This is a genomic window from Campylobacterota bacterium (assembly GCA_040752835.1).
In the GTDB taxonomy this organism is placed as follows: domain Bacteria; phylum Campylobacterota; class Campylobacteria; order Campylobacterales; family Sulfurimonadaceae; genus Sulfuricurvum.
In genome coordinates this window covers 716244-734486 of record JBFMGG010000007.1, presented here as the reverse complement: position 1 = coordinate 734486, position 18243 = coordinate 716244, and the positions used below count along the sequence as shown (strand labels likewise).

At 52.7% G+C, this 18243-nt stretch carries 17 protein-coding genes; 13 read left to right on the top strand and 4 right to left on the bottom strand.

Annotation, left to right across the window (positions count from 1 at the left end; translation table 11 throughout):
• From AB1763_09865 to AB1763_09840, 6 genes are all read left to right on the top strand, one after another.
• Nucleotides 1-611: hypothetical protein (locus AB1763_09865; GenBank protein ID MEW5833128.1), on the top strand; the 611-nt coding region annotated here is incomplete at its 5' end.
• A gap of 97 nt (nucleotides 612-708) precedes the next feature.
• Nucleotides 709-966: a type II toxin-antitoxin system RelB/DinJ family antitoxin gene (locus AB1763_09860; protein ID MEW5833127.1), complete on the top strand. Its 258-nt coding sequence runs from the start codon at nucleotides 709-711 to the stop codon at nucleotides 964-966.
• On the top strand, nucleotides 966-1262 hold the full coding sequence (locus AB1763_09855; GenBank protein ID MEW5833126.1) for a type II toxin-antitoxin system YafQ family toxin: 297 nt from the start codon (nucleotides 966-968) through the stop codon (nucleotides 1260-1262). Before AB1763_09860 ends, AB1763_09855 begins: the two co-directional genes overlap by 1 nt.
• 194 nt (nucleotides 1263-1456) lie before the next feature.
• A complete protein-coding gene (locus AB1763_09850) occupies nucleotides 1457-2026 on the top strand; it encodes a hypothetical protein (GenBank protein MEW5833125.1) in 570 nt (189 codons plus the stop codon).
• A gap of 136 nt (nucleotides 2027-2162) precedes the next feature.
• Entirely contained in the window at nucleotides 2163-2729 is a 567-nt protein-coding gene (locus AB1763_09845) for a hypothetical protein (protein ID MEW5833124.1), read from the top strand.
• 8 nt (nucleotides 2730-2737) lie between these two features.
• Nucleotides 2738-2995 carry a hypothetical protein gene (locus AB1763_09840; GenBank protein MEW5833123.1) on the top strand — a complete coding sequence of 86 codons (258 nt, stop codon included), beginning with the start codon at nucleotides 2738-2740 and terminating at the stop codon, nucleotides 2993-2995.
• 10 nt (nucleotides 2996-3005) lie between these two features.
• On the opposite strand, the gene dnaJ is transcribed toward AB1763_09840, so the two are convergent.
• The gene (dnaJ, locus tag AB1763_09835) at nucleotides 3006-4127 is read right to left on the bottom strand and encodes a molecular chaperone DnaJ (protein MEW5833122.1); all 1122 of its coding nucleotides are present in this window, start codon (nucleotides 4125-4127) and stop codon (nucleotides 3006-3008) included.
• Nucleotides 4128-4276: 149 nt separating this feature from the next.
• On the opposite strand from dnaJ, the gene recR reads away from it, so the two are divergent.
• Nucleotides 4277-4846, top strand: coding sequence for a recombination mediator RecR (gene recR / locus AB1763_09830; protein ID MEW5833121.1), 570 nt, complete (start codon nucleotides 4277-4279; stop codon nucleotides 4844-4846).
• Here the strand turns inward: recR and hrpB are convergent.
• Nucleotides 4843-7335 (bottom strand): ATP-dependent helicase HrpB, encoded by a 2493-nt coding sequence (gene hrpB, locus AB1763_09825; protein ID MEW5833120.1) that lies wholly within the window; start codon nucleotides 7333-7335, stop codon nucleotides 4843-4845. The two genes, recR and hrpB, sit on opposite strands and share 4 nt — an antisense overlap.
• Complete coding sequence (locus tag AB1763_09820; GenBank protein ID MEW5833119.1) at nucleotides 7335-8615, bottom strand: putative glycoside hydrolase; 1281 nt, start codon at nucleotides 8613-8615, stop codon at nucleotides 7335-7337. The genes hrpB and AB1763_09820 overlap by 1 nt, the downstream gene beginning before the upstream one ends.
• Nucleotides 8616-8731: 116 nt before the next feature.
• Here AB1763_09820 and AB1763_09815 point away from each other — a divergent pair, with 116 nt between their 5' ends.
• On the top strand, nucleotides 8732-10060 hold the full coding sequence (locus tag AB1763_09815) for a DEAD/DEAH box helicase (protein ID MEW5833118.1): 1329 nt from the start codon (nucleotides 8732-8734) through the stop codon (nucleotides 10058-10060).
• Nucleotides 10061-10064: 4 nt separating this feature from the next.
• On the opposite strand, the gene recQ is transcribed toward AB1763_09815, so the two are convergent.
• The gene (gene recQ, locus AB1763_09810) at nucleotides 10065-11867 is read right to left on the bottom strand and encodes a DNA helicase RecQ (GenBank protein ID MEW5833117.1); all 1803 of its coding nucleotides are present in this window, start codon (nucleotides 11865-11867) and stop codon (nucleotides 10065-10067) included.
• 313 nt (nucleotides 11868-12180) lie between these two features.
• On the opposite strand from recQ, the gene AB1763_09805 reads away from it, so the two are divergent.
• From AB1763_09805 to AB1763_09785, 5 genes are read left to right on the top strand one after another with little or no spacing between them, the layout of a single operon-like run.
• Entirely contained in the window at nucleotides 12181-13485 is a 1305-nt protein-coding gene (locus AB1763_09805) for a TolC family protein (protein MEW5833116.1), read from the top strand.
• Nucleotides 13470-15569, top strand: a complete 2100-nt coding sequence (locus tag AB1763_09800; protein ID MEW5833115.1) for a type I secretion system permease/ATPase — start codon at nucleotides 13470-13472, stop codon at nucleotides 15567-15569. Before AB1763_09805 ends, AB1763_09800 begins: the two co-directional genes overlap by 16 nt.
• Nucleotides 15570-15571: 2 nt before the next feature.
• The gene (locus tag AB1763_09795) at nucleotides 15572-16888 is read left to right on the top strand and encodes an HlyD family type I secretion periplasmic adaptor subunit (protein MEW5833114.1); all 1317 of its coding nucleotides are present in this window, start codon (nucleotides 15572-15574) and stop codon (nucleotides 16886-16888) included.
• Nucleotides 16889-16892: 4 nt separating this feature from the next.
• Nucleotides 16893-17453, top strand: a complete 561-nt coding sequence (locus AB1763_09790; GenBank protein MEW5833113.1) for a 2OG-Fe(II) oxygenase — start codon at nucleotides 16893-16895, stop codon at nucleotides 17451-17453.
• 20 nt (nucleotides 17454-17473) lie between these two features.
• Nucleotides 17474-18241, top strand: a complete 768-nt coding sequence (locus AB1763_09785; GenBank protein ID MEW5833112.1) for a hypothetical protein — start codon at nucleotides 17474-17476, stop codon at nucleotides 18239-18241.
• Nucleotides 18242-18243 lie beyond the last annotated feature (2 nt).

The window sequence follows — 18243 nt, the reverse complement described above, 5'->3', positions numbered from 1 at the left end:
TGAAAAGCCAAGACTATCCACGGTGCCATAAAAAAGGTTTTTGTTCATTATTTCCTGAATTCAGAGAGAGTGATTTTATTAAGATGAATCACCCATGGAACATGATGACAGATGAGAATGGATATTCTGTAGGGATAGAACAGACTTTGTCAAATGGTGCGATTGTATTGAGTTATGGCATCGGCTTCTCTAGTTATATCACCCCTTACACCGACGCGGATAGAGCATTGGAGAATGGAGATGAAGAGTTTATTCGAAAATATTACAATTCTTATGTTGGGAAACAATATGGAAATGGGGATATCGTGCGTATTCCTTTTCAAATTAAACATTACGGTAAAGAAAGTTATCCATGTACGGTAACCGAAACATATCGTCCAATGGGCAAGGGATGGAATACAGAAACATATTTTAAATATATTGAATGTTCTAAGTTTAATCCCGAACGGACAATGGCGAAAGGAGTAGGTATTAAACTTATTTACACCCGTGTTCCGAATCTCCCAAAAGAACTCGAACCGCTTGCACGCGAGTATACCTACGAAGACCTTCAGAAACGATCCCGGCGGATATTGGACAGCTTGTATATCAAAGACGGATGGGAGAAATAAACCAAAAGGGAGAAGATGAATTAAATCTTCGCCATTTCTGAATAAACATTGACATTGTACATCACTTGATGTACAATGATAGAAAAAGGAGGTTGTCATGACTGGAACTGCAATGACGGTACGAATCGACCCTGAAATTAAAAATAAAGCAGCCGAATACCTGAAACAAATGGGTTTGACTACAAGTGAAGCGACGCGTCTATTTCTACATAGTGTCGTGTTGCATAAGGGATTACCGTTTGAACTGCGTATTCCAAACGATGAGACTGAAGCTGCAATACAAGATGTTAAAAAAGGTAAAAATATCGTCAAACACACCTCTGCCAAAGAATTATTTGACGATCTTGGTCTCTAATGTACATTCCTGAGTACCATCGATTTTTTAAAAAAGACATTGAGCGAGATAGAAAAAGCGGTAAGTTTTCAGCCGATGATTTTACGCTTCTAAAAGAAGTTATGAGTACGCTCCTTGATAGCAAAACGTTAGATGAGAAGCATAAAAACCATTCCCTCAAAGGTGGATGGGAAGGTGCGTATGAATGTCATGTCAAAAACGATTGGTTACTGATTTATCAAATAAGCGGTGACAGTACAACTATGACGTTTATTCGTTTAGGCACGCACGCACAGATATTCAAAAAGTTCAAATGATTTTGAAGGAAAAAGGGCGGTTGTTTCCGAAAAAAGGGACAGGACACCTAATGAAGCATATATTACTTATTGGGATGATTCTGCTGATAAGCGGATGTTCAGAGCCCCATATGTCAACCATCTACCCCGATGACAAGTAGATGATACTAAAAGATCGCGCAGTGGATTTACCGATGCCGTTTTACGATCTATCAATGAAAAGCCAAGACTATCCACGGTGCCATAAAAAAGGTTTTTGTTCATTATTTCCTGAATTCAGAGAGAGTGATTTTATTAAGATGAATCACCCATGGAACATGATGACAGATGAGAATGGATATTCCGTAGGGATAGAACAAACTTTGCCAAATGGTGCGATTGTATTAGATTATAGCATTCAGTTTTCTGCCTCAATCCTTCCCTATACTGAGAGAGAAAGAGCACTTGAAGAAAAGAATATTGCATATATGAAAACAAGTAAAACATGGATTAAGCCTACAGATTTAGTAACTATTGAACATCATGGAAAAGAAAATTATTCTTGTTTTGTAGTAGAAACGAGCGAGATAAAACGAGGAAGAAAAAGCAAAATATATTATTGTGATAAATTTAACCCAGAACGCACAATTACAAAACATATCACGATTAATATTACCTATACATGCGCTCCGAACCTCCCAAAAGAACTCGAACCGCTTGCACGCGAGTACACCTACGAAGACCTTCAGAAGCGGTCCCGGCGGATATTGGACAGCTTGTATATTAAAGACGGATGGGAGAAATAAAATAATGTGGAAAACGTCGTTAATCATTTTTAAGCTGAATTAGTTTAATATTGTTCAGAAAAGATACTACTTTAAAAAGTGTAATACTTCTCTTGTCTCTCCAAATAGCCTTTCACTCAGCGTAAAAAGGATAATCATGCAATCGTCTCAAATCATCAAAAAGTTATGTATGGCAGGGCTTTTTGTTGCGGCATGCGCGTATGCAAAACCGTACGTCGTGCCCAAGAACATGGAAATGTTCGGTAAACAATATACGTTGGCTTTTCAAAATGAAAACAGTGCAATGGCATTGTATGAATACACCACCGATGACGAGCCGGTAGAAAACTGGAGTCGTTTGATTACCCTGATCCATTATAAATTCAAGGTAGATGCGTCAAAGTTTATACAGGCGACCAAAGCCGGACTGGACAGCAAAAAAATTGTTCCCCATTATTCGCTTTACCAAAAAGGGGAGAGCGGATATGTGTTGTTGATTTTCGAGCCGTCGCATGAACATGCACATTTCGAGGCCGACGTACAAAAAACTTTCCATCCCGCCGAATGCGACGGAACGTTTATGCTTCAATACGGTATCCGCAAACCCGTTTTCGAGCAGCTTTCGTCCGAAGAAAAAAACAAAATGCTCAAAGAAATTTTTGAACAACTGCAATCTGATGCTGCCAAAATCGCCGAATATCAGTGGAAACCGGAATGCAAATAGAGATGAAGATGAAAAGTTTATTTGTCATCGTACTGATAGGAACCGTATGGACGGGATGTGCGGGTGTATCGGGATATTACAATGTCGATGCGTACAATTCATCGGGCGAATTGCTCACCAAAAATGTCAGATTTACAGCCGATGGAAGCAGTATCTACACTACCGTCAACGGTATGTGCTCGGCCTATCCGAAATCGGTGGTCATCGTGCGTGATACAAAAACGGGCGAACAGCTAAAAGGGGTAAGCCCGCATCAGTGTCGTTAACGGCGGGCGGTTACTTGAACCACCCTTTGACTTTTTCGAAGGCCGATTCGAAGAGGCTTTCGTGGGGTTTGGATTCGATGCCGAAGCTCTCCTGGAGTTTGAGAAGAAGTTCTTCCTGCTCGCCGGAGAGGCGTGAGGGATAGGTGAGGCGCACCTGCGCGATGAGGTCGCCCTTGCCGCGACCGTGAACATCGCTGATCCCTTCGCCGCGGAAACGGTACTGCTGGGTGTCTTTGGTCCCCGTTTCGAGTTCGAGGGTGAGTTCGCCCGTGAGTGAGGGGATCGTGATCGCTTCGCCCAAAACGGCCTGGGTAAAAAAGACGGGAACTTCGAGGTAAACGTCGTTGCCGTTGCGGATGAAATGGGCGTCTTCTTCGACATCGAAGGTAACGTAAAGATCGCCTCTGACGCCGCTTTTGCCCGTATTTCCACGCCCGGAGACGCGGAGGCGGTTGCCCGTGTCGATACCGGCCGGAATTTTGACGGTCACTTTTTCCTGGTTTTCGGTATAGCTTTTGCCGTTACAATCGGGACATTTTTCGCTTGCCATCGTCCCTTCGCCGTGACACGCCGGACAGGTTTGCGAGAAGGTCATAAAGCCCTGGCGCATGTAGACCTGCCCCTTGCCGCCGCACTGCGAACAGCTGGTGACTTTGCCCTCTTTGGCTCCCGTTCCCTTACAGCTTTTGCATGAGGTTTTCGAGGTAAAGGTGATCTCTTTTTCGCAGCCGAAGACCGCTTCTTTGAAACTGATGCGCATTTCGACGCCCATGTCGAGCGGGAATTTGTCGGCTTGTGCGCGAGAGCTTCGGCGTCCGCCTCCGCCAAAGCCGTTGAACATCTCTTCGAAAATACTGCCCAGATCGTCGAATCCGCCGAATCCGCCGCGCGATCCGCCCATGCCTCCCTGCAGTCCTTCTTTGCCGTAACGGTCGTAGACCGCGCGCTGTTTTTCGTCACTGAGAACCTGGTAGGCTTCGTTGCAGAGTTTGAATTTGTGTTCCGCGTCCGGATCGTCTGGGTTACGGTCGGGATGGTAGAGTTTGGCCATTTTGCGGTAGGCTTTTTTGATTTCGTCGCCGTTTGCGCTGCGGCTTACTTCCAAAATTTCATAATAGCTCAATTCTTCCACGCGTGTGCTCCGTAATGTCTGTGAGGTTAAGTTTTCGCGAATTATACCATACGGAAAATCATGTTAGCTTAATTGAGCCGATGAGACTAAAGCTGTTTCGGATCCGAAGCGGAATATCAAAGGCGGCGGGGTTGTTGTATAATACCCGCATGAAACGATCCCTGGACAAATTCAACCGCCTCGTCGACGCTTTGCAGAGTCTGCCGACGATCGGGCAGAAATCGGCGACGCGGCTGGCGTACCACATGGTCATGCACGACAGTTTCGGGGCCCTCAAACTCGCCCATGCGATCGAAAGCGCCATTTCCAGCCTCAAAAAATGCCGTTCGTGCGGAGGGCTGAGTGAAGATGAACTTTGCCCCATTTGCAGTGACGAACACCGCAACCACGAATTGCTCTGTATTGTTGAAAACGCCAAGGATATCCTGACATTCGAGGAAAACGCTCTTTTCGAAGGGCGTTATTTCGTGCTTGAAACGCTGGACGAACTGGATGTGTCCCATTTGCGCGATGTCGTCAACAGCGGAATCAAAGAGGTGATTTTCGCTCTGACCCCCTCGATCGCCAATCAGGGGGTGATCCTCTACATCGAGGATAAACTCGCCGACTGCAACGTCCGCTTCACGCGCATCGCCCAGGGGGTACCGACGGGAGTGAGCCTGGAGAATGTCGACATCCTCTCGCTTACCCGTGCCCTCGAAGACCGCGTCAGCATCTAACTCTCCATAAACTTTTTTGTTTTTTTCGTTGCCTGCGCAACAGCGGGGTCGTCGGGCCAGTAGTGTTTGGGATAGCGTCCTTTGAGCTCTTTTTTGACCTCTGCGTACGAGCCGTTCCAAAACCCGACCAGATCGCGTGTCACCTGAATCGGACGGTGTGCGGGGGAGAGGAGATGGAGCGTCAGGGGAAGTTTCCCCTCCAGAACCGAGGGGTGAAGCGTCGTTCCGAACATCTCCTGTATCCGTACGGCAAGAACGGGCGCGTCGGGGTCGGAGTAGTCGATGGGGATTTCGCTCCCCGTCGGGGCTTTGAAACGTCTGGGAAAAAGGCGGTCGAATTCACATCGGGTATCCCAGGAGAGCGAAGCGAGGAGAATACTCTCCCACGCCATGCCGGCACATTCGGCCAGCGACCGTTCCGCCCCCAGATGGGGAAGGAGCCACGACTCCAGCTCCTGCAACAACGCTTCGTCGCTGAAATCGATGTCGCACAGCTGCGGACGATGATGTCTCAGCGCGATGAGGCGTGACTGGAGTGAGCGGACGGTTTCATCCCATCCCAGTGATCCGAGGCCGTGAAGGCGGATTCCTTCGAGCAGGGCGGTTTTCGTTTTTTCCGGGTCGGGATCGGGAACCGGGCGGCTGGAGAGGACGATCGCCCCGAAGCGTTCGAGCGCGCGCGCTTCGACCCGCTGTGTCTGCGGGTTCCATTCCGCGAGGGTTTCGGATTTGAAGGATCGGGGGTGGTACTGCCGCAGCAACGTTTCTTCAAGAGGAGCCGCGATATGGATCCGTGCGCTTTTGGCGTCTCCGTCGCTGCGGGCGATGACCAGCCATTGGGAATTCGCAAGTGGGTCGTGAGCGGGGAGATAGGCCTCTTTTCCGCCGAAAGTGAGAAATTTTCCTCCGCCCCGTGCGCGGGCGATCCGGTCGGGATAGGCGAACGAGAGGAGCACGGCGAGCATCTCCCCGGGAAAGTTTTCGCTCAATTCAAGCGGCTCGTCAAGCCGTCGCGCGATGTCGCGTACCGCCTGAATGTGGGGCTGAAGGCGGGTTTCGATACGGTTGGACAAGAGCGCATCGCGGAGGATGCGGAAGCGTTCGCCGATGTCGCTGAAGCGTTCTTCCGAGCGGAGAAAATCGCGTTCCAGAACCAATACCGCCAGAAGGACCGCTTCGCCGGCAAAGCCGAGTTCGCGGGAACGCAGCAGCATGTGGGCCGCGCGGGGATGAATCCCCAGCGCGAGGAGATCCCCTCCGTGCGGGGTGATCTTTCCCTCGAGCGCTCCGAGCTCGAACAAAAGCTCACGGGCATGGGAGAGGTTTGAAGGTCTGGGGGGATCGATCCAGCGCAGATCGTCCGAACCCCATGCCGCCAGTTCAAGCGCCAACGGCGCAAGATCGGCGGTGAGAATGTCGGGATCGCGAAAAGGGCTCAACGCCTGATGGGCGTATTCACTCCACATCCGGTAGCATTTGCCGGCCGATGTTCGGCCCGCGCGTCCGGCACGCTGATCGGCCGATGCGCGTGAAATACGCTGCGTCACAAGCCGCTCCATCCCGCTCGCTGGGTCGAACCGCGAGAGACGTTCGAAGCCGGTATCGATGACGATGCGGATACCCTCGATCGTCAGGCTCGTTTCGGCAATGTTGGTCGCAAGGACGATTTTTCGCCGGGGGGCGGGGAGGATGGCACGCTGTTGTTCCTCCCGCGTCAGATTCCCATACAGCGGAGCGATCAGAATATCGCTTCGCGTCTCTTCCGCCGCCTGCAGCCGCGCCGCCAGATCACGGATTTCCCGCTCGCCGGGGAGGAATACGAGGATGTCCCCTCTGTCGTTTCGGAGCGCATCGAGGAGGGTGCGGAACGTTTCGGCGAGAAGGTTCCTCGGATCGGGAAGGGGAGCCGCAGGGGGACGATAGACGACGTCTACGGGGAAACTGCGCCCTTCGCTCGTGATGAGCGGAGGGGATTCCATCAGTTCGCTGAGTCCCCGCGTATCGAGGGTGGCCGACATGACCATCAGTTTCAGGTCGTCGCGAAGCGTCTCCTGCGCCTGAAGGGCAAAAGCGAGCGAAAGGTCGCTGTGGAGGTTCCGTTCGTGAAATTCGTCGAAAATGACGAGAGCGGTATCTTCGAGGGCGGGATCGTTTTGGAGGTAGCGGGTCAGTATCCCTTCGGTGATGACGAGAATGCGTGTTTGGCTTCCACTGCGGCGTTCTCCGCGAATGTGGTATCCGACCCTTTGGCCCAGGGGTTCGCCCAGCATATCGGCCATCCGCATCGCGGCGGTACGTGCGGCGATGCGTCTGGGGGAGAGGAGGATGATTTTTTTATCCTCCAGCCACGGTTCGTCCAGCAACGAAAGGGGAACGGCGGTCGTTTTTCCCGCTCCGGGCGGGGCTTGGAGGATAAGACGGTTGGAAGAGAGCAGTTCCGAACGGATCGCATCGATCCGCCCGGCGATCGGAAGCGCCGAAAATTCCATTAAGATGCGGGTTTCTCCGCTTTGGCTGGGCTTGGTTTGGAAACTTGGGTGACGTTTTGGTTTTCGCGCATCAGGCCTGCGGCGGTGTAGACGTTGCGGGGATTCCACAAAATCCATCCGTTGCTTCCGAAATCTTCGCTGGCACGGATCTGGTCACGAATCTCTTTTTCGCCGTAGATGCGGCGGTCGAAGGCGTAATCGCGGAAAGCCTGCAGCCACGGACGGAACGCTTTGGGCGAGGTTCCCGATTTTTCCAGTGCCTTGTCGAGCGAGAGCTTGACGATTTCGTAGTTGGCGGCGACGGGATTGGTGTAGCCCGGAATCCCTGCGTTAAATCCGCTGGGGTAGAGCATCGGGCACATGTAGTCGACGAACGGGGCGATGGCGTCGACGCGCTGGCCGATTTCGATATCGGCATTGTGCCAGCTGACGTAACCGAAGATATCGGCCGAGACGAAAACGTTGTAAGGCAAGAGCTGCCGACGGGCGCTTTCGAGAAAGCCTGAAATCGCCTTGACCCGTTCGGCCTGTGTATTTTCGACGGCGAATTTTACCCCTCTGGCATCGGGGAAGCGGATGTAGTCGAACTGAATTTCGTCAAATCCCGCGGCGGCACTCTCTTTGGCGATGGCGATCGGGTAATCCCACGCTTCGCGCCGCGAAGCGTCGATCCAGTACAGCCCCTCTTTGTCCTGGAAAAGGCTTCCGTCGCTGCGGCGGACGCCAAGGTGCGGGTTGGCGGTGACAAAAGGGGTGTCTTTAAACGTCACGATCCGGGCGATCGTGTAGATGCCCTGTCCTTTGAGGTCGGCGACGAATTTTTTGAGGTCTTTGAAGAGGATCACCTCCTGTGCACCGATTTTGTTCGCGGTCGGATTCGCCGTACGGTAGGCGATCTGTCCGCGGTCCATTTTGATATCGATGACGAGGGCGTTGATCTCGGTCGATTTGATGAGTTCCTTGGCGTTCCCCATCAGTTTTGAGCTGGTGGCTCCAAAGCTGGAGAGGTAAATGGCTTTGGGGGTAACGGGACTGAGGAACATCTTTCCACTCCCCGCATAGAATTTGCGGTCATACCCCAGAGCACGGACCCCGATCTTTTTGGAAGCGGGGATGGCAAAATTGCCTTCCGCGTCGGTGCGGTATTCTTTACCGTTGGCGGTGACGATCGCTCCCGCGATCGGTTTTTGGGTCTGTCGGTCCAGAACGGTCCCTTTGGTCATGGCGGCGGCCCCCCATGACAATGTAACGACGGCGGCTAAAAGCGCGAGTGCTTTCACTAGAATACTCCGAGATAATAAGTTGCGTAATCGTAGCAAAATTAGTGCCAAAATGCGGGGGTATAAGGACGAAAAAGGTATGATTTGACTATCTTAATACAATATTCGGAGGATTCATGCCCTTTTCGACATTGAACCCCACGCTTCAGGCCAACCTTTCCGCACTCGGGTACACCACCCCGACACCGATTCAGACCAAGGTCATCCCGCTCATGCTGCGGGGACGGGACATCCTCGGCGCGGCGCAGACGGGGACGGGGAAAACGGCCGCGTTCGCGTTGCCGATTCTCCAGCATCTGGGCAAAGGGGAAAGCGAAGAGATCGCCCGTCCGCGCGCGCTGATCCTCGTTCCCACCCGTGAACTGGCCACGCAGATGACCCGTGCGATCCGTTCTTATGCGCTGGGGCTCGACCTGCGGATCCTCAACGTCTTCGGCGGAGTGAACATCGACAAGCAGATCGCATCGCTTTCCAAAGGGGCAGACCTCCTCATCGCGACCCCGGGGCGTCTGATCGAGCTGAACAAACAAGGGCACGTCCCCCTCTCGAAAATCAGCCACCTCGTTCTCGATGAGGCGGACACGATCATGGACATGGGTTTCATCCGCGAAATCGAGCAGATCGTCGACATGCTGCCCCCATCCCGCCAGACCGCGCTTTTTTCGGCGACGATGACGGGAGCCGTCAAGCGGCTCTCCGAACGGGTACTTAAACGCCCGTTGCTGGTCGAAATCGACAATCTTAAAGCCGCCGACGCGACGATCCGCCAGATCGTCCATCCGGTCGAAGCCGAGCGCAAGCGGGAACTGTTGGCGTACCTGATCGGCTCGAACAACTATCCCCAGGTCCTCGTCTTTACCCGCACCAAGGCGATCGCCGATGAAGTGAGCGAATACCTGCGCGAAAGCGGCCTTCCCTGCGTCACGATCCACGGGGATAAAAAACACGGCGCGCGCGACCGCGCGCTGCGCGATTTCCGCGAAGGAAAAAGCCGCATCCTCGTCGCCACCGACATCGCCGCGCGGGGACTCGACATCGAAGGACTCGACGTCGTCATCAACTACGATATTCCCCACATCGCCTCGGATTACATTCACCGCATCGGACGGACGGGGCGTGCGGGGAAAGAAGGGACGGCGATAACGCTTCTTTGCGCTTCCGAATCGCTCTCCTGGAAAAAAATCGTCACCATGCTGGGGAAAAACGTCGAGATCGTTCCGGTTGCGGGATTCGAACCGCCTGCGACCGACGGCCTGGCCAAAACGCGGGGTAAAAGCATGGCCAAGGAGGCCGAGAAAAAAGGGCGCACTCCCGGAGCATTCGGCCACAAAAAGAAAAAAGAACCCGTCCAGCCCAAACACATCGGCAAGCGCGGACCGCGGGTGGCACGCGAAGAGGAGCCCAAAAAAGCGGCACCGAAAAAGGGAAAAGGGCGGGGGAGATAACCCCCTATCCGTTTTCTTTAATATTCCGCGACAACTCCAAAAACGCCTCCCCGTACCGCTCAAACTTCACTTCCCCGATACCGCTGACATCCAGCATCTCCTCCCGCGTCTGCGGGAGCTGTTCGGCGAGCTCGTAGAGGGTTTTGTCCCCGAAGACGATGTAGGCGGGGATATGGTGTTCTTTTGCGATGGTGGCACGCAACGCCCTGAATGCCTCGTAATGCGCAGGTGCGTGCGGGTGCGAGGTTTTTTCCTTGGCCGCTTTTTTCTTGGGAGAGAGGCGCTCGGTGCGGATAAAGACGCTCTGTTTCCCGCGCAGGATCTCCGCACCCGTTGGAGTCAGCTTGAGGGCTTTATACTCGTCCGGCTCGATTGAGCCCAGTTCGATGAGCCGTTTGGCAATCGTCCCCCACGTGTTTTTGCTCATTTCCTTACCGATCCCGAAGACGCTGAGGCTCTCGTGGCCGTTGGAGAGGATTTTTTCCTTCTCCTCCCCGACGAGGACTTCGGTGAGGTAGGTCGCGCCGAACCGCTCCCCCGTCTTGTAGACACACGAGAGAAACTTCTGCGCCGCGACGGTGATGTCGGTTTTAGCCTTGTCGGTATCAAGGCAGTTGTCGCATTTGTCCCCGCAGGGCTCCACCGTATCGTTGAAATAGGCGGCGATCAGGCGGTGACGGCACTCCTCGGCCGTGGCGAAGTCCATCGCTGCGCGGAGTTTGGAGAGGATCATCTCCCGGTATTGCGGGTCGCCCCCCTCGTCGATGAGCCGCTTCTTGGTGAAAAAATCGCTCCCCGAATAGAACAGCACCGCCTCCGATTCGATCCCGTCGCGCCCCGCGCGCCCGATCTCCTGATAGTAGTTCTCGATCGTCTTGGGGAGCGAGGTGTGGATGACGAAGCGGATGTCCCCCTTGTCGATCCCCATCCCGAACGCGACGGTGGCGACGATGAGGGGCGTCTCGTCATTTAGAAACGACTGGTGGGTGGCGTGGCGCTGTTCGGAACTAAGCCCCGCGTGGTAGGGGGCGCATTTGAACCCCTTGCCGGAGAGGAAATCGGCGAGCTCCTCGGTCTCGCGGCGGGAGAAGGCGTAGACGATCCCGCTCTCCCCGGCGTGCTTGCGCAGGATCTCCATCATCTCGGTGCGCCATCCGCTGTCGCGCTCGCGGACGGTGATCGTGATGTTCTTGCGCAGCACGGGGGCGCGGAGGATCAGCGGGTCGCGCAGCCCCAGCTGCGAGAGGATGTCCTCGCGCACTTTTTCGGTCGCGGTGGCGGTGAAGGCGGCGATCGGGGTGTCGGGGAACGCGGCGCGCAGTTCGCCAAGCCGTCGGTAGTCGTCGCGGAATTCATGCCCCCATTCGCTGATACAGTGGGCCTCGTCGATGACGAAGAAGTTGATCGGGAGGCTCCCCAGCCACGAGAGGAACCCCCCGTTGGCCAGCCGCTCGGGGGCGACGTAGAGGAGCTTCAAAACGCCGTTTTTCGCCTTTGCGTAGACTTCCTGCTGCTCCTGTGCACTCTGCGCCGACGAGATCATCGCCGCCTCGACTCCCAGCTCGTGCAGCGCGATCACCTGATCGTGCATCAGGGCGATCAGGGGAGAGACGACGACGGTGAGCCCCTCCATCACGAGGGAGGGGAGCTGGTAGCACAGCGATTTTCCCCCTCCGGTCGGGAGGAGCATCGCCAGATCCCGCCCGGAGAGGATCGCGTCCACCGCCTCTTCCTGCAGGGGACGGAAACCGGAGAAGCCGAAGGTGTGTTTGAGGACGGAGAATTTGTCGCGGGGCGGGTGGCTCAAAATGGGGGCCTTTCGTTTTGATGGTGACAGTATAGCGGGTCTCCTCTTATCCACTTATCCTTACTCAGGATCGCCAAATCGCCAATGTAACAATCTGTTACAATAAATGAAATATAATTTGTTTGAGTTTTATAATATTTTTATATGCATCTACTCTCTGTATGCTCGTGCGGGTCGGGAGGTGACGGTTTGGATTCATATTCCTGAATAAATAGAATCATATTACCTTATTCGGAAAAATTTCAAATATAATCAAATTATGACTTTAAATGTTCTATTATGTTAATAAATAATATAACTTTGGTCGTGGCTCATGAATAAAATGTTTTATCTGGTGTGGCTGCTTGCAATCGCCGTACTCTCCAGAGAGATCACATTTTCCGAAATCAGACAAAACGCCTTGGAACGCTCCCAGCGTCTAAATCTTCGCTCCATCGACGTAAAAATCGAAGAAGTCCGTTTGGATAGCGTCTATTCCACCCTCTATCCACAGCTCTCCCTAGGCTACAGCGGCGAGTACAACCGCAACCTCGATCCGCAGGCCTCGGGGAGTATCTCGGTCGGTGATACGACGATCAATTCGACCGTCCCCTATGAGCATTCTACGTCACTGCGGCTCAACTACGAGCTCTACCATTTCGGGACGACGATGAAACAGATAGAAGCAGGGGAGAAAGAGATTGCGGTAAAGAGGCTGGAACTATGCAGCGAAGAGGTAAAGCTCTATCGCGAACTGCTCGAACACTACTCTCGTGCTCAGAGGGCCCAGAGTGAAAAAACGTTCAAATCCCGTATGCTGGCTCTTCGCCAAGAACTCTACACCCTGAAACAGCGGCTCTATGCCGCCGGCAAAGAGTCCCGCGTCTCGGTTGGGGACGAAGTGATCCGTATCATCGATCTGGAGCGCGATATCGAGCGCTCAACTATGGAGTTCGAAGAGAATATCATTTCCCTCTCGCAAAAATCCCATATCGATCTCAGCAGTACCGATACGCAGCTCCTCCCGCTTGAGGCGAACTCGGCGACCGTATCCGATATCTCCTTTTTCCATACCCCGCAGGCGCGCAGCTATGAAGAAAAAATAGCCCAGAAAAATGCCGAGATAGAGATGCTTAACCGCAGCCAGCTTCCGGTCATCTCGCTCTACTCCTCCTACTATCTCTACGGATCGGATAGGGATAGCTTTTCACGCGGATTTGAGGATATACGTGCCAACAGCTGGAACGCCGGAGTGAGTTTGCGATGGGCCCTGTTCGAGGGGTTTAAATATAACAGCGAATCGGAACGCCTCAAACTCGAACTCTCCCGTATCCGCGAAGAGTCCGAACTTGCCAAGCGGGAGTTCGATTACGAAACCCGCACCCGACAGGAAAAGCTCAACCGCCTATCTCTCCTCACCCAAAACGAAACCGAAGCGCTCAACGAAACCACCTCAAAACTTATCATGACTCAGCGGCTACGAGCACAGGGAGAAGCAGATGCGGTGAGTGAAGTGAGTCTGAAACTGGAAAGCTTGGAAAGGGAGCTAGCATTGGAATCCGAAAAGATACAACACGCGTATGAAGCGGAGTTATTGAGATTGCAGCATAGAGGAGTGGAACAATGCACAGTGCGCTAACCGCCCTCGAAGTGGCGGGTAAACTCAACCGCATCGCCATCGATACCCGCGTCATTATCAAAGAGTACGCCCTCGGCGAATCCGAACCCTCCATCGAAGAGCTGACCCGTATCGCGACCGCGCAGGGATTCCGTGCCTCGATCAAGAAACTCCCCGTCGAAAAACTGATCGGCGCGTATCCGATGCCCATCATCATACAGCGTTCTGACGGGAACTATTTCAGTGTCCTGCAGGCCAACGCCGAGAAACGCGAGCTTCTTATCTTCGATGCCGTCAAAAAAGAGCCTTATATTATCTCATATGAAGAATGCGCTGAGCAGGGGAGCGGCAAAAGCATCGTCCTCAAACACCGCATCTTGAGTCAGGACGCCCGTTTCGGGTTCGGGTGGTTTTTCAGGGCGATCATGAGGTACAAAAAGGTGATGGCGGAGGTGCTGATCGCCTCGTTCGTGTTACAGCTCTTCGGACTCGTCGCCCCCCTCTTTACCCAAGTGATCCTCGACAAGGTTCTGGTGCACCGCTCCATGAGCACCCTCGATGTCCTCGCCATCGCTTTTATCGCCGTCGCGGTGTTCGAGCTGATCCTTAATCTGATACGCAGTTACATCTTTGCCCATACTACTTCTAAAATCGATGCCAAACTGGGAGCCAAGCTGTTTCACCACCTCCTTGCACTGCCGTTTGTCTATTTCGAGAAGCGTAAAGTGGGGAACATCATCGCCCGTGTCCGCGAGCTTGATCAGATACGCGAATTCATCGCCAACAAATCGGTCACCCTGATCCTCGATGTCTTGTTCTCCGTCGTCTTTGTCGCGGTGATGCTCCTATACAGCGTCAAACTCACCCTCATCGTTCTGGGATTCGTCACCGTCATCGCGATCCTCTATCTCCTTATCACCCCCGAACTTCGCCGACGACTCGAAGAGAAGTTTCAGATGGGGGCGCAAAGCAACGCCTATCTCGTCGAAGCGGTAACGGGGGTACAGACGGTCAAATCCCTCGCGTTGGAGGGTTCGATGCAGCGCAAGTGGGAAGACTACCTCGCCCGCTACGTCAACTCGGGGTTTCATCTCTCCAACCTCTCCAACATCCTCGGCGGTATCAGCGGAGCGCTGCAAAAACTCATGACGATCGCGATGCTCTATGTGGGGGTGACGCTGGTTTTCGAAGGCAAACTCAGCGTCGGACAGCTCATCGCGTTTCAGATGTTCGCGGGGCAGTTCACCGGACCTATGCTGCGACTGGTGAATCTGTGGAACGAGTTTCAACAAACCCTCCTCTCGGTCGATCGTCTGGGGGATATCCTCAACACGCCGACCGAGCAGACCAATGACAAGGCGATCACACTTCCCAAGGTCGAGGGGAGTGTGACGTTTGATAACATCCTCTTTAGCTACACCCCCGATGCCCCCGCCGTATTGGAGGGGATCAGCGCCGAGATCCCGATGGGGAGCAGCGTCGGCCTCGTCGGGCGCAGCGGCAGCGGTAAGAGTACGATCACCAAACTGATCCAGCGTCTCTATATCCCTAATAGTGGAACGATCTATATAGACGGAGTAGACATCCGCCACATGAATCCCAAATGGCTCCGTAACAACATCGGGGTAGTCCTCCAAGAGAACTACCTCTTTAGCGGAACGATCAAGGAGAACATCTCCCTCTCCCGTCCCGACGCACCGATGGAGCATATCATCGCCGCTTCGCGCATGGCGGGGGCACACGAGTTTATCAGCGAACTAAGCGAGGGATACGACACGCAGGTGGGGGAGCGGGGTGCCGCACTCTCCGGCGGGCAGCGCCAGCGTATCGCGATTGCGCGGGCACTGCTGACCAACCCGCGCATCCTTATCTTCGACGAAGCGACCTCGGCACTCGATTATGAATCCGAACGGATCATCCAAGACAATCTGAGTACCATTAAAACCGGCCGTACCATGTTCATCGTCGCTCATCGCCTCACCACGGTTAAGGATTGTGACATCATCCTCGTCATGGACAAAGGGCATATCGTCGAGCGGGGCAGTCATGAGGAACTGATGCGTCTGCAAGGGTACTATCACAAGCTTTATACACAGCAAGGATAACGATGAAAGAACTGTTTCATACCAAAGACAAACACGAATTTACCCCGCTCCTCGTTGAGATCGAAGAACGTCCTACCTCTCCATTGGGACGGTGGCTGTTGTATACTCTGTTGGTTATCCTCGTGATCGGGCTACTCTGGCTCTTCCTTGCTAAAATCGATATTGTTGTAAGTGCACGGGGCAAAGTCGTCCCAGAGGGGGAGATCAAAACCCTCCAGCCGATCGAATCAGGCTCCATCAGCGCCATCCGTGTCCGTGAGGGGCAGGCGGTGAAAAAGGGGGACGTACTCATCGAGATCGACCCCTCCGTCACCGTTACCGATCTGGAGTCCAAACAAAAGAACCTCTCCCTCCTCGAACTGGAGATCGATAGGCTCAACGCACTGGTGAGTGATAAACCCTTTATCCCTGGGGCCTCGTGCAGCGATAGTGCTGCCATCGCCACCCAACAGCTCGCCTACCTCTCCGCCAAAAGCGCCTATGAGCAGCAGCGTATGGTGATCGAGCAGCAGATTCTCCAAACCCGCTCCCAAAGCGACGCTTCCCGTAGCGATCTCTCCCGTCTGGGACAGCTCCTCACGAATGCCAAAGAGCGCGAAACGCGTCTCAAAGAGGTACTTGACATCATCGCAAAACGCGACTACATCGAAGCACAGAACCAGCGGATCGAATACCAAGAACAATATCGGATGAAAGAGCACGCCATCACTCAATCCGATTCCCATATCCGCGAACTCCAAGAACAACTCCGCCTCGTGACTCAGGAATACCGTAGCAAACTTCTCACTGAACTCACCCAAAAGTCCAAAGAGGCAACCGCACTACGTACCGAAGTGGAGACCACCCTGTTTCGCAATGCCAAACAAAGCATCACCTCTCCGGTGGACGGTTATGTGGGCAAACTCCTCATCACTACTGTCGGAGGCGTCGTCACTCCCGCAGAGAAGCTCATCACCATCATCCCCAAAAACGCCCCTTTATTGATCAAAGCGACCGTGTTGAACCAAGACATTGGATTCATCGCCAAAGCGATGGAAGCGGAGGTCAAAATAGACACCTACGATTTCCAAAAATACGGTCTGATTCACGGCAATGTCAAGCACATCGCCGATGATGCTATCGAGGATGAGAAGATGGGTCCGGTATATGAGATTGCTATCACCCCGACCAACACGACGCTCCGTGGAGAAGGTAAAACCCTCCCTATCCATGCGGGGATGAGTGTCACGGCAGAACTCAAAGTCGGTAAACGCAGAGTGATAGAGTTCTTTATCTATCCGATGATTAAGTATTTGGATGAAGGGCTTAGCGTAAGGTAATACCATGCACAACTATATCAGTATGTACGACGATGTCTTGAGTAAAAACTACTGCCAAGACTTGATCAATCGGTTCGAATCCAACCCGCAATGTCACCATAATGTACGCAATACGCACGATGAGTGGCAAATGCGTTTCACCCAAATCAATCTGTTTCAGCATGACATTTTTCGTGATGACGTTGTATTTCTCAGTCACTTATTTCGTGAAGCCATCGAGCGATACAAAGAAGATAACAAGATTGAGCCGCATCAATGGCCGAGCGATTATACGTTTGAGCGGATACGGATGAAACGTTATCAGCCCGGCGGAGATGATCGTTTCGATGCTCACGTGGACGTTACCGATCATGATTCTGCCAGACGGTTTTTGGTCGTATTTTTCTATCTAAACGATGACTTCACAGGCGGGGAGACCGATTTCCCTCACCTGCAAATCATGGCGAAACCTAAACCGGGTAGGCTGATTATGTTTCCTCCGATGTGGGGATGGCTGCATCAAGCCAAACCGATTATCCAAGGCAGTCCCAAATACATCGTCGGGACGTTATTGCATTATAAATAAAAACCAAAAAAGGAGCCTAAATGAAAAAACTAATCCCAATACTATTTCTATTATTCATTCACGTCTTCGCCCAAAACGAAGCCGCCTATACGATCACGGGTACGAAAGACCCCCGTTTGGATGCTACCTACGCCGCTACCTACGTGAGTCAGAATCTCGACGATGACGCATGTTCCTATTACGAAGGGGACAAAGGGTTCAGACGTCCCAAAATCGCGAGCCGCCGTATGACGGTTCCCGATGGGAACTACACAATCATCCTTCCTATCACTCTCACCCAAGAGGAGAACAAATGCAACTACCGGTTTGCAGGATTGGAACTCTATATGCGACGTCAATACGATAATGAACTCTCTTCCATCCATTACATCCTCAGCGATAAAAAAGAAGTCAATCCAATTTATTGGAAAACTAAGGGAGGGGCGATGTCATCACCAAATCCAGATACCCCTGCTTACTTAAAAACCGATAAAAAATACTTCCGCATTGCTAAAGAGAGCACGTTTTTGTGTAAGACGAAGTGGTATGAGTCTAGTCAGAATAGTACATTCCATTGCACCATGCAGATTGATGATGACATCAATCGAACGCTCTATCAAAAAGATCCGATCATCTACTCGTTTAGCCATCCGGAGTTCGGGGTGGATGCTATAGAAAACGAGACGATGCACATCGATATCTTGGTCGATGAAAAAGGGTGCAAGGCGAATCTCGGACGCGGAAATATAAACGCATCTGATCATTTCAGAGAACTCGAAAAACCGAATTTATTTCAAAAACTATTTTAAAA

Coding starts and splice junctions, on each gene's coding strand:
- AB1763_09840 (MEW5833123.1), top strand. CDS start 2,738: ATGAAAAGTTTATTTGTCATCGTACTGATAGGAACCGTATGGACGGGA.
- AB1763_09860 (MEW5833127.1), top strand. CDS start 709: ATGACTGGAACTGCAATGACGGTACGAATCGACCCTGAAATTAAAAAT.
- AB1763_09815 (MEW5833118.1), top strand. CDS start 8,732: ATGCCCTTTTCGACATTGAACCCCACGCTTCAGGCCAACCTTTCCGCA.
- AB1763_09785 (MEW5833112.1), top strand. CDS start 17,474: ATGAAAAAACTAATCCCAATACTATTTCTATTATTCATTCACGTCTTC.
- AB1763_09845 (MEW5833124.1), top strand. CDS start 2,163: ATGCAATCGTCTCAAATCATCAAAAAGTTATGTATGGCAGGGCTTTTT.
- hrpB (MEW5833120.1), bottom strand. CDS start 7,335: ATGGAATTTTCGGCGCTTCCGATCGCCGGGCGGATCGATGCGATCCGT.
- AB1763_09790 (MEW5833113.1), top strand. CDS start 16,893: ATGCACAACTATATCAGTATGTACGACGATGTCTTGAGTAAAAACTAC.
- AB1763_09795 (MEW5833114.1), top strand. CDS start 15,572: ATGAAAGAACTGTTTCATACCAAAGACAAACACGAATTTACCCCGCTC.
- AB1763_09855 (MEW5833126.1), top strand. CDS start 966: ATGTACATTCCTGAGTACCATCGATTTTTTAAAAAAGACATTGAGCGA.
- recR (MEW5833121.1), top strand. CDS start 4,277: ATGAAACGATCCCTGGACAAATTCAACCGCCTCGTCGACGCTTTGCAG.
- AB1763_09850 (MEW5833125.1), top strand. CDS start 1,457: ATGAAAAGCCAAGACTATCCACGGTGCCATAAAAAAGGTTTTTGTTCA.
- AB1763_09805 (MEW5833116.1), top strand. CDS start 12,181: ATGAATAAAATGTTTTATCTGGTGTGGCTGCTTGCAATCGCCGTACTC.
- AB1763_09800 (MEW5833115.1), top strand. CDS start 13,470: ATGCACAGTGCGCTAACCGCCCTCGAAGTGGCGGGTAAACTCAACCGC.